9 protein-coding genes are annotated in these 11,837 nt (G+C 59.0%); 1 reads left to right on the forward strand and 8 read right to left on the reverse strand.

Annotated features, from left to right (window positions below; genetic code table 11):
* Window positions 1-3 precede the first annotated feature (3 nt).
* The 8 genes from LC093_RS16625 to LC093_RS16660 all read right to left on the reverse strand — a co-directional run bounded on the left by LC093_RS16625 (window position 4) and on the right by LC093_RS16660 (window position 9,309).
* Entirely contained in the window at window positions 4-1,593 is a 1,590-nt protein-coding gene (locus tag LC093_RS16625) for an arylsulfatase (protein ID WP_226667559.1), read from the reverse strand.
* A gap of 45 nt (window positions 1,594-1,638) precedes the next feature.
* Window positions 1,639-2,646, reverse strand: a complete 1,008-nt coding sequence (locus LC093_RS16630) for an HAD family hydrolase (protein ID WP_226667561.1) — start codon at window positions 2,644-2,646, stop codon at window positions 1,639-1,641.
* Between the two features lie 129 nt (window positions 2,647-2,775).
* A complete protein-coding gene (locus tag LC093_RS16635) occupies window positions 2,776-4,020 on the reverse strand; it encodes a BatD family protein (RefSeq protein WP_226667563.1) in 1,245 nt (414 codons plus the stop codon).
* A complete protein-coding gene (locus tag LC093_RS16640; protein ID WP_226667565.1) occupies window positions 4,017-5,693 on the reverse strand; it encodes a VWA domain-containing protein in 1,677 nt (558 codons plus the stop codon). Before LC093_RS16640 ends, LC093_RS16635 begins: the two co-directional genes overlap by 4 nt.
* The gene (locus LC093_RS16645; protein WP_226667566.1) at window positions 5,690-6,697 is read right to left on the reverse strand and encodes a VWA domain-containing protein; all 1,008 of its coding nucleotides are present in this window, start codon (window positions 6,695-6,697) and stop codon (window positions 5,690-5,692) included. Before LC093_RS16645 ends, LC093_RS16640 begins: the two co-directional genes overlap by 4 nt.
* Complete coding sequence (locus LC093_RS16650) at window positions 6,694-7,263, reverse strand: DUF4381 domain-containing protein (RefSeq protein ID WP_226667567.1); 570 nt, start codon at window positions 7,261-7,263, stop codon at window positions 6,694-6,696. Before LC093_RS16650 ends, LC093_RS16645 begins: the two co-directional genes overlap by 4 nt.
* 6 nt (window positions 7,264-7,269) lie before the next feature.
* Window positions 7,270-8,295 carry a DUF58 domain-containing protein gene (locus LC093_RS16655; protein ID WP_226667568.1) on the reverse strand — a complete coding sequence of 342 codons (1,026 nt, stop codon included), beginning with the start codon at window positions 8,293-8,295 and terminating at the stop codon, window positions 7,270-7,272.
* A 21-nt stretch (window positions 8,296-8,316) separates the two neighbouring features.
* Entirely contained in the window at window positions 8,317-9,309 is a 993-nt protein-coding gene (locus LC093_RS16660; RefSeq protein WP_226667569.1) for an AAA family ATPase, read from the reverse strand.
* 205 nt (window positions 9,310-9,514) lie between these two features.
* Between LC093_RS16660 and LC093_RS16665 the strand changes: the two genes are divergently transcribed.
* Window positions 9,515-11,836 carry a tetratricopeptide repeat protein gene (locus tag LC093_RS16665; protein WP_226667570.1) on the forward strand — a complete coding sequence of 774 codons (2,322 nt, stop codon included), beginning with the start codon at window positions 9,515-9,517 and terminating at the stop codon, window positions 11,834-11,836.
* Window position 11,837 lies beyond the last annotated feature (1 nt).

The raw sequence follows: 11,837 nt of genomic DNA on the forward strand, positions 1-11,837 counted from the left end.
CTGTTAATGGGTGACACCTTCTGTACCCCTTTTTAACTGCTCCTCAATTTTTTGCAGGTTAAACGAGCCTGGCGTCTGACTTGGGGGATATTCCTGCATGCTTTTAAGGAACTGCCCGGCCATCTGCTGCAGGGGAACCAGAACAAAAGCGCGGTCGATCAGCCAGTTATAGTAGCCATTAGCGTTGTGTTGCGCGCGCTCCATGGGGTCCCGGCGCAGGTTGAAAATCAGCGGCACCCGCAGCTCGGTAAAGGGTTCCATCCACACGCCAAAGGCCTTGCCGCGGTTTTCCAGGAAGACCGCTTTCCAGGCGTCATAGCGCATGGCAACAATATGACCATCATCATTGACGTAGATAAACTGCTTGCGCGGTGCTTCCTCGGTTTTGCCGGTGAAGTAGTCCAGCATATTCGTGCCGTCGATATAGTTGCGGTACTTGCGGCCGTTCAGGTTTACGCCTTTCAGTAACTGCTCCTTGATATTGGTGTTACCGGCCACTGCGGCAAAGGTTGGCAGCCAGTCTTCATGACCCACGATACCGTTCAGGGTTTTACCCGCAGGAAACTTGCCCGGCCAGCGAACGAAGGCTGGTACGCGGTAAGCGCCTTCCCAGTTGGAGTTTTTCTCGCTGCGGAAAATGGTAGTACCCGCATCCGGCCAGGTATTGAAGTGGGGGCCATTATCGGTGGAGTAGAAGACAATGGTGTTGTCGGCGATCTTAAGTTGATCGAGCAAATCCAGTAGCTTCCCTACATGCTGGTCATGTTCGACCATGCCATCCGCGTACTCGTTACTTTGAGGGCCGGCCAGGTTTTTGTGGCTTTCCTTTACATAGGTTGGGAAGTGCATACGGGTTGCATTCCACCACACGAAGAAGGGCTTGCCGGCGTTCACCTGCTGTTTGATAAAGTCCATGGCCGCCGCGAGGGTTTCCTCATCGACGGTCTCCATTCGCTTCATGGTGAGCGGGCCGGTGTCCTCGATCTTGCCATCAGCGGTGGATTTGATTACACCGCGCGGTCCGAACTTCTTGCGGAATTCCGGGCTTTTCGGGTAGTCGCGGTTTTCCGGTTCCTGTTCCGCATTCAGGTGATAGAGGTTGCCGAAGAACACATCAAAGCCGTGATTGGTGGGCAGGTGTTCATCGCGGTCACCAAAGTGGTTCTTGCCGAACTGGCCGGTGGCATAGCCCTGGCTTTTCATTACGGTTGCGATGGTGACGTCTGTTTCCTGCCATCCCTCTTTCGCGCCGGGTAGGCCAACTTTCGTCATGCCGGTGCGTATGGGTACGTTGCCCCCCACAAATGCGGCTCGTCCGGCGGTGCAGGATTGCTGGCCGTAGTAATCGGTGAACGACAAGCCTTCTTTGGCAATGCGGTCGATATTCGGTGTCTTGTAGCCCATCATGCCCCGGCTATTGAAGCTGATATTCCATACACCGATGTCATCGCCCCAGATCACCAGGATGTTGGGTTTGTCCTGTGCCTGGGCGGCACTATTGGCAAGGCACATCAGAGCAATGGAGGTGGCCGCGAGCGGAACCCGCAGCATTCGTTTGAGCCATTTCGTCTGTTTAAAATAGGAGCGAACCATTTTTTCCTCCCGGAGGAATACATCAACAGGTTTTCAGTGACAGGGTTACTGCTTGCTTGGAGGGAAGACCGTTTTCCAGTCTTTTTGCATATCGATGACGGTCCAGCCTTTTTTGCCTGCGTCGTCGAGCCCTTTGTTTAGTTGGCCGATGTGAGAGTCGCGGTCGTAAGCCCATTCCCGTTTGCCATCGGTATGGTGCAGGATGATGCCAAAGCGTGGACCATCACCGGCGGTGGCCCATTCGAGCATCTGGTAATCGCCATCGGAATTGCCGGCAACAAATATGGGGCGCTGGCCTATGTACTGGTGAATACCGACGGGCTTGCCTTCCTTGTCATCCACCAGGTTGATTTCCGGCTGCTTGACGATCACCGGCTTGCCGTCGCGCACTTCGTATTTGGCCCTGAGGCTGGTACCCACCACCTGGTCCGGGGGAATGCCGTACGCCTGCTCAGCGAATACGCGGATAAAATCCGCCCCTCCACCGGAGACGATAAACGTCTTGAAACCGTTTGCGCGCAGGTAGTCCAGCAGCTCGAGCATGGGCTGGTAGATCATTTCAGTATATGGACGTTTGGTTTTCGGGTGACGTGCGGTCTTGAGCCAGTCGGCTGCGTTAGCGCGGAACTCTTCTGCGGTCATATTGGCGTGGGTGGCGGCGATGACCTTCATCAGGCCTGCCTCGCCACTCGCGAGCACCTTTTTGGTATCGCCCTTGAGAATGGAGGCAAAGGGCTCCTCGGTTTTCCACTCCGGATGCTTGGGAGCCATTTTCCTGACCTGATCTCGGCCATAGATGAACTGGAAATACAGCGGTTGTTCCGACCACAGAGTGCCATCGTTGTCGAAGGCGGCGATGCGCTGGTTTTCCGGTACGAAGTCCGCGGATCCTTTTTTCGTGACTTTCTCCACGAACCCTGTGATCGCGTCTTTGGTGGGGCCATCGTTCCAGGAGGGCAGTGGGTCTGCGGCCTGAGCCAGACTGGTAGCCGCCAGGCAGATGAAAAGCAGGCTCACAGCGAGCCACGATTGAATCCGGTAGCGCATGTGCATGAAGGTTCCTCTAAACCGCTTGAGGATTTGGCGGATAGAACGCCGTCTCCATTTACCTTAGACGGAATTTCCCACTCGCGTGTGTAAAGGCGGGGATAGGCCGGAAAAAGCGATGACGCGATGGTTTCGTTACGGATTCAGCGGCGGAAGGGGAAACGCTTTTTGCTGGGCGGTGGATGGTTGTAATGTTTCGATGGCCTGTGCCAGCTGCTGCCAGGCCGAGTCAGTAGAACAGCCCGTATTGGCGCCGGTGGAAGTAGCGCCGTATTGCGATGCGCCCAGCACCAGAAGTGCGGGCTGCAGGGCATTCGCGGCCGAGGGGCGGTAGACCTTGAATCCGGCGAGCGCCAGCAGCAACGACTGGTAATCCCGTTCAGCGCAGGCTTTTTGCAAGTTCTGCCAGGCGATTTTCCCGGAACGGTTCGCCTGTAATTCCCGCTGCTGTTTTAGCGTGTGGAATTTTGGCACAGCCCATTGCCACACCAGCCACAACAAGGCAATCGCGGCGATGAGCATGAGAAGTTTTTCCCACAGACTGGTGCCGGCCAAGGGCCCGGGGCCACGGGCGTGCACTTCGACGGCATCGACGCTGCTGGTCTTGATGGTGCCATCGTCCAGGTCGTACCAGCGCAGCGTCACCGCGGGCAGCGTGCCACGCACGCCGCTTTCTGCAACGTAGGTAACACGCTCCGTGCGGGTGCCGGTGGTGGCATCGGTGCGCGGATCAGTTTTGTCTTCGGCTTTATGGGTATCGGGATAGGCCGCCAGGCCGTCCGGACTGCGGCTGTTCAGCAGTTGGGGAATAAACATCACCGTCGAGCCATCGATGGTGGCGGTGACGGTACGGGAGAAGGCATCGCCTGCGCGTAGCTTTTCTGGCTCTCCTTCAATTTCCTGGGTAAGCGTGAGGTCACGGGCGGCGATAAACGGATTCAATCCTTCAGCGCCCTGCGGTGCGCTCACCGTGATTGGCGGCGGGGCGAGTTCGAGCGTCGTTTGCAGATCTTCACCGCCATCGGGGTTTTTGTAGGCGAGTTTGATCTGCGCCGCGGGTAGGTGATAGGTGCCTGGTGCCAGCGGTATGATCAGGTATTCGCGGGTGACCCCGGACCAGGTGGTGCCGTCAATGACCTGGCTCACTGCCTGTGACGAGCGCGACGGCAGAGTAACGGACAGGTTGGGCTGGTCGAATTCCGGAAAATCCGCCGGCTGGGTCATCCAGGTGGGCACCAGTATGGTGACGAACAGGGAAATGGACTGGCCCGGAACCGCTTCGGTGTCAGACAATTTCGAGTCGATCCGCGGCGCTTCCGCGGCGATCACAGCGACGCTGCCAAACAGCCAGAAGGCGAGGGAGACCATCCAGGGCTTCACGGGTTGTCCTCCTCAGAGCTCGGTTGTTCGGTATTGGTGTCCCTGCGCGGCTCGGTACTGGGCTGGGTACTGTCGCCTCCGCTGGCCTCGGCAGCAAAGCGTTGCTTGAGGTATTCACTGGTGTCGGTGTCGAGGGTGGACATCCACTGGTCTGCGCTGACCGGTTTGTCTTTTTGCGTTTTTTCTTGCTCTTGTTGCTGTTGCTCCGGTTGTTCAAAGTCGGATTCTTCGGCTTCTTCATCCGACTGCGTCAGTTCTTCGTCCTCCTCGCCGCGGGTAGATTCCATATAGGCGAGAATTTTCTGGGCCAGCGCCAGGTTTTTTTGTGCGCCGGGGAATTCCGGATCCAGTTGCAGTACATGCTGGAAGGCTGCAATGGCTTGTTCGTACTGCCCGGTTTTGGCGAGTGCCATACCGCGAGTGAACACCGCTTCCGGCGTATCCAGTTTGGCCAGGGCTAAAACCGCGTCTTCAAACTGCCCGGCTTCATAGAGGGCGTAGCCCTTTCTGTATGGGTCCTCAAAATGGCTGGCGGCGCGGCGGTAGTCCTTACGGAAACTGAACCACTGTCCCTGCTGGTCCGGGGTGAGTAACAGGCCCAGCAGCCCGCCACCGCCGGACGATGCCTGGTTCTGTCCGCTCGGGTGCGCCACCACGCGGTCAGAGGAAAATTGCAGCAACAGCAGAGCGAGTATCAGGCTGGTGCTGACAGATGCCGCCTTGCGTGACCTGTCTCTTCTGGATCCACCTTTCCTGGACATTGCCCAGCCGCGTCGGAACCACAGTAGTGCCAGCAGTGCCGCTGGCCATGCCAGCCACCAGCCGCGGTCTTCCCATTGCAGGTTTTTGTCAGATGACAGCGCCTGGCGGAAGGCGCTGTCGAAATAGCGGTTGAGTGCGCGCAGGTCGCTCTTGTCGGGCGTCACCCGTTCCACCTTGGCACTGCGTACCTTGGAAACCGCATCGCCTTTCAGATTGCCGGGCGCGACCAGTAGAAAGCCGAGGCCGTTTTGGTTGTCCCGTTGTGACAGGGCGCTGGCGTCGCTGTCGCTCAGCCCGTCGAGTAAAAACAGGATGCCGCCGGGTGTTTTGTCTTTGGCAAGGATCTGCTCGGCGAGTTTCAGCGCACTGGCGGCATTCTCCCCGGACGTTGGCATCACCTCGGGATTGAGGCCTTCCAGATAAGGGCGCAGCAGGTCCGGGTCATCGGTGAGTGGTACCACCCGGTGGGCCGTGCCGGCATAAGCCACCAGCGCGGTAGGCGCGCCATCGCGGGTTTCCAGCAGGTCGAGCACTTTCTGCTTGGCGCGGGCGAGGCGTTCGGGGGGGACGTCTTTCTCGAGCATGCTGTCAGTGACTTTCAGCACCACCACGAGCGGTGTGGTTTTCGCCATCAGCGGGTCGGGGAGGCGCGTCCAGCTGGGGCCGGCGGTGCCGAGGGTCAGCAACGCGAGCAGCAGGGCAATCAGGTCCACCGGTTTGAAATGGCGCTTGGTACGATCACCAACCGCCAGCGCCCTGGCCAGGTGCGGGGCGATCTGTTCACTGGCCTCGGCAGCACTGCGCCGGTCGCGGCGCAGTGCCCACCACAACAGCAGAATCAGCGGCAGCAACAGTAGCCACGCCGGACGCAGGAAATGAAATGCGGAAAGGCCCGTGAACAGGTCGCTCATGACACCGTCCTGCGCTGTCCAGAAGTGCGCCAGCCCGCATTTGGCAGCAGGCGGCTGGCCAGCCCGAGCAGGCTCAGCAACAGGGCAATACCCATGGGCCAGTGGGCCAGGGAGTGGTGGGGGCGGTAGGTTTCACTGTCCACCATTTTCGGCGCCAGCTTGTCGATCTGGCTGTAGACCGCAGCGAGGGCTTTTTCGTCGTTGGCAAAATAGAATTGGCCACCGGTGCGTTTGGCGATGGCCTTGAGGGTATCCACATCCACCCGGTTTTCTTTTTCTTCGCTGTTGGGATCGCCCACGCCAATGGTGAGAATTTTGACCTTGCGCTGGGCGGCAATGGCGGCGGCATTCACCGGGCTCATGGTGCTGGCGGTATCGCTGCCGTCGCTCAGCAGGATCAACAGGCGCTGTTCCACTTCGCTGCTCTCAAACTGGCGGATGGCGAGACCGATAGCGTCGCCCAGTGCGGTGTGCGGGCCGGCCATGCTCACATCGGTTTCCTGCAGCAATTCCAGTACGGTATCCAGGTCGGTGGTGAGCGGAGCCTGCACAAAGGCCTTGGTGCCGAACACAATCAGTGCTACACGCTCGCCTTCGCGCCCTTCCAGAAATGGTTTCAATACCTGTTTCACGCCGTCCAGGCGCTGCAACCTTTTGCCGTCATCGCCGATAAAGTCTTCCTGCTCCATGGACCCGGAAATATCCACGGCGACGATCAGGTCCCGCGCCGGTTTCTGCAGGCTCACCGCATCTCCCTCGTATTCGGGGCGCGCCAGTGCGGTGACGATCAGTGCCCAGATCAAGGCGCCCAGCAACCACTGCCAGCGGCTGCGGTCGAGCACCACTGCACCGAAACCCGGTTGAATGCCGATGGCCTGCACCAGCTGGCGAAAAAACGGCACGCGCAGCGCGCGCACCCGCTCGCGGTGGGCCGGGGCGAATTTCCACACCAGAAACGGCAGTGGTAATAACAGGAAAGCCCAGGGTGCGGCAAAGGTAATCATGGGGAAGCCTCCATAGCCCTGTTCGACAGGTAGGAAGCGAGCAGTGTCGGGCGCGTCACTTTGTGTCGGCGAATCCAGTCCCGTGCGGCCTCGGCCAGTGCGCGGGATTGTGTCGGTACCGTTCTGGCGTATGGACTTTGCAGCAGGGTGCGGCCGACTTCGCCGGCGAACGCATCGCCGGGGTAATGCTGATTGAGAAATGCGAGCCACTCGTCTCCGGTCAGTGCCGCGACCTGCGTGCGGGGGTAGGCGCCCAGCGCCGTGCGCCGCAGTATCTCGGCGACTTGCGCGGGATCGTCCCCAGTTTGCTGCAGCTCGGCGAGGGCCGCACGGCGATAGGCATTGGCGCGATAGATTTGTAGTTGTCGCCAGATAAAAAACAGCAACAGCAGAAGTAGCAGCGCGCCGAGTCCTTTTGCGAAAGGGGTTACCGGCCACATGGATATGGCCGGTGGCTCCGGCGGCGGCACCAGCTGCGCGATCATGTCCGGCAGGGTTTCTTCGCCCGCAGGTGCGTCGGGAGGCGTTTTATTGCCCGTGACTGGTTTGGCCGGGGTGTCCTGCATGGTTGCTCAGTCCTTTCCCGGTGGCTCGGCGATTCGCGCGGAGCGGGGCATCAATCCCAGCAGCCGTTGTAATTGCGGCAGGGTATCTTCGCCGGTGGACAGTTGCGCTATTGGTATACCGTAGCGCAGGTGCCAGTCGTGGATGATCTGGCGGCGCTGGCGGTTGAACTGCGCCATGGCTTCCTGGGTGTCGGTGCTGCGGGTATCGAGCGTGGCCTGCAGATCGCCGTCGGAAATCGCGCTTACCAGCGACCGCGGCACTGTTTCCGCACTGGGGTCGACCACCGGCACCAGAATCACATCGTTGTGGCGGGCGATGCCGCTCAGCAGCCGCTCGGTGGCCGGGCCCACCACATCGAAATCACTGATCAGCAACACCAGGTGATCGCGGCGCGCGATATTTGCCACGGCCTGCAATACCTGGTCGAGGGACGTGGGTTCGGCCACAGGGGCATCGGCATTTAATGCCTGATTGGCTCCGGCCAGTTCGGTGAGAAAACGGGTGAGAGCGCGGCGGTTGCGCTGAGGGCGCTGGCGCAGCAACTGGGTATCAGTGACGACGATGCCTCCTACGCGGTCGTCCTGTTCGAGAATGGCAAAAGCCGCCAGTGCGGCCGCTTCTGCGGCGGTGACGGATTTCATCGCGTGGCGGGTGCCGTAGAACATGGACATGCGCTGGTCCACCACGATCAGCGCGGGACGGTCGCGCTCTTCGGTATACACGCGCACATGGGGTTCGCCGGTGCGCGCGGTTACCTTCCAGTCGATGGTGCGCACATCGTCCGACGGCCAGTACTCGCGCAATTCCTCGAAGTTAAGGCCGCGCCCGCGCAGCGAAGACGCGTGTCGGCCGCTCAGCACACTGCGTGCTTTCTGCCGTGGCAACAACTGCAGTTGGCGCGCGCTGGCTTCGAGGGATTGGAGGTGGGCGAGATCCACGTGGATACGCGGATCCTGCTCCGTGCGTTGCGCCTGTTTGGGCAGGGCATTGCCGCGGGCGCGATTGCGGAAGCGGTCGTAGAGTCTGAACATGGCCGGGGCTCAGGTTAAGGCTCAGGGAAGAGCGACGTTGCGCAGCAGTTCGTCGATGGCGCCATTGGCGCTGATCCCTTCGCCCTGGGCCTCAAAAGTGAGTCCGAGCCGGTGGCGCAAAACATCGTGGGCAATGGCCTGAATATCCTGCGGGTCCACATAATCCCGCCCCTCCAGCCAGGCGTTGGTGCGGCTGCATTTATCCAGCGCAATGGAGCCGCGGGGGCTGACGCCGATATCGATCCAGCGGCCGAGGCTGTCGGAGATTTCTCCCGGCCGCCGGGTGGCATCCACAAGGTCTGCCATATAGCGCACCATGGCGTCGGACACATGGATGGTGGCGATTTCCCGGCGCGCGTCGAAGATGGCCTGCTGCGGTATCACATTAGGGCGTTCGACCGTTATGTCCGTCTCGCCAGCACTTTCCGCCGCCAGCACTTCCTCGCCGCGAACCAGATTGATCACGTCCACTTCGTCGGTTACCGGCGGGTAGGTGATCAGTACATGCATCAGGAATCGGTCCATCTGCGCTTCCGGCAGGGGATAAGTACCTTCCTGCTCGATGGGGTTCTGGGTGGCCATCACCATAAACAGTGCTGGCAGTTTATGGGTCTTGCCGGCCACCGTTACCTGCCGCTCTTCCATTGCCTCCAGTAACGCCGATTGCACTTTGGCTGGTGCGCGGTTGATTTCATCCGCTAGCACGAGGTTGGCGAAAATGGGGCCGGGGTGGAAGCGGAATTCTGAACCGGATGCGTCCTTGGAAAGTACATCGGTACCGGTGACATCGGCGGGCAACAGATCCGGGGTGAACTGGATGCGACTGAAATCCGCCTCCAGATTTTTCGCCATGGACTTGATGGCGCGGGTTTTTGCGAGGCCCGGCAGACCCTCTACCAGCAGGTTGCCATTCGCCAGCAGGCCAATGACCAGGCGGCGGATGACATCACGCTGGCCGATAATGGCCTGGCCTATATTGCCCTCCAGCTGCGCAATTTGTTCCCGTGCCGACATGAAAAACCTCGGGAAATTAAATGGATAAGTTCTTTAAACGCTAGCAGAACTATGGCTGAAAACCCGTCGCTGTCGAATTGAACGACTCGTAACACTCGAGTTGCGAGTAACGTCACGACACACCGCTATACTGAAAGACTGTCCGGTTCTCACGGGCCATGTTTGGCCCAGCGAAAATAAATGAATAACGATACCTGGAAGCTTTATGCGCAAACTGTTGTGTATCCTGCTGCTCGCGCTACCGATTCTCGGTTGCGATAAACAGCGTTCAGCCGTCGATAGCCATCCTGGGACCGAAAAAAAGAATCAGGTTACGCCTGCACCTGAGCCGCAAAAAGCATCCGCCAGGATCAGCAGTCCATCCTCTGCATTGGCCAAACGCGAATACGTGGGCTCGGAAACCTGTGCCGGTTGTCACACGGAGGAATTTCAGTCCTGGCAGAATTCCCACCACGATATGGCGATGAAACTGCCGACACCGGAGACGGTGGTGGGTAACTTCGACAATACGGAGTTTGATTATTTCGGCACCGTTTCACGCTTTTCCAAGCGCGGCGACAAGTACATCGTCCGTACCGATGGACCGGATGGAAAACTTCAGGATTTCACGGTTGCCTACACCTTTGGTATCGAGCCGTTGCAGCAGTACCTTATCGAACTGCCTGGCGACAAGCTGCAGGCACTGTCGGTTGCCTGGGATTCCCGCAGTAAGGAAGCGGGCGGCCAGCGCTGGTTCCACCTTTACCCGGAGGAAGAAATCAAACCCGGCGATCCGCTGCACTGGACCGGACTAAACCAGAACTGGAATTTCATGTGCGCCGATTGCCATTCCACCAACTTCCAGAAAAATTACGACCCGAGCGCAAAAACTTTCGCCAGCAAGTGGTCGGAAATCAATGTGGGCTGCGAGGCCTGCCATGGCCCGGCATCACGCCATGTGGACTGGGCCAGTGCATCGGAAGATCAGAAAGCTGGCTACGGTGAAAACCTGGGATTGGAAGTTTCTTACCGGGATCGCCTCAAGGGTGCCTGGCAGATGAATCTGGAAACGGGTATCGCGCAACTGGTGAATAACGGCGGTAATGTTGAAATACAGAAAGAAATCCAGACCTGCGCCCAGTGCCATTCCCGTCGCAGTACAGCCTTCCCCGGTGCCCACCCACAGAGCAAGTTCCTCGACCATTTCAATCCGGCATTACTCACTGACGGCCTCTATCACGCGGATGGCCAGATCAATGACGAAGTCTATGTCTATGGCTCGTTCCTGCAGAGCAAGATGCATGGCGCCGGGGTAACCTGCAGTAACTGCCATAACCCGCATACCACAAAAGTACGTGCCGAGGGCAATGCACTCTGTGCGCAGTGCCACCTGCCGCAGAAGTTCGATACCGCAGAGCACCACTTGCACAAAACCGGTACCGAGGGCGCGCAATGCGTGAGCTGCCATATGCCGGAAAAAAACTATATGCAGGTGGATGCGCGTCGGGACCACAGTTTCCGGGTGCCACGCCCGGATCTGTCGATGTCCATTGGCTCGCCCAACGCCTGCACCGGCTGCCACACGGACCAGCCCGCGAGCTGGGCTGCGCAGGTTCTGGAAGAGAAATTCGGCAAGCCGGAGCCTCATTATGGCGAGGCGCTGTTTGCCGGTCGCTACGGCCTGCCGGATGCGGAAGCCCGACTTCTGAATGTGGTCATGGACGAGGCTCAGCCAGAAATCGTGCGCGCCACGGCGGTGTCACTGCTGCCAAGGTATTTGTCCCAAACCAGCGCGCAGATTTTGCAGGTAATCGCCCAGGGCGACGATGCGCTTTTACATCTGGGACTGGCGCAGGCACTGGAAAATATACCCGAGCGGATCCGCCCGGCGGTGGCGATCCCGCTACTGTATGAGGATGAAAAGGTCATCAATTCGTTGGCGGCCAATGCCATGGCCGGCGCGCCGATGGAGCAGTATCCCGAGGAGGTGCGCCGGCAGTTTAATAACGGCCTGGCGAATTACCAGCGTTCGGAAATTTTCAACAGTGACCGCCCGGAGTCGTTGGCCAATTTGGCAGGCATGTATTTCCAGCAGGGGCAGCCGGCGAAGTCGGAAAAGTACTTCCGCGATGCCATCGATCTGCAACCCGGCTATAGCCCGGCGTACATCAACCTGGCGGACATGTATCGCGCAACTGGACGTGAACAGGACAGTGAACAGGTGTTGCGTGATGCCCTGGCAACAGTTTTCGACAAGACTCCGGTGGAGCATTCGTTGGGTCTGTCTCTGGTGCGTCAGAAGAAAATGCCGGAAGCATTGGGATTTCTGCGCGCGGCAGCCCACAGCGATACGGCGCCGTCGCACTATGTCTACGTGTATGCCATCGGTTTGAATTCACAGGGAAAACCGGAAGAGGCAATCAAGGAACTTGAGCAGGCGCTGGTACGGTTTCCTGGCGACCGGCAGATTCTCTCTGCGTTGGCTTCTATCCATCACGAATTGGGTAACGAGGAAACGGCGCAGCAATATCAGCAGCAGCTTCAGTAGT

The organism is Microbulbifer aggregans (assembly GCF_020524005.1).
GTDB classification, from domain to species: Bacteria; Pseudomonadota; Gammaproteobacteria; order Pseudomonadales; family Cellvibrionaceae; genus Microbulbifer; species Microbulbifer aggregans_A.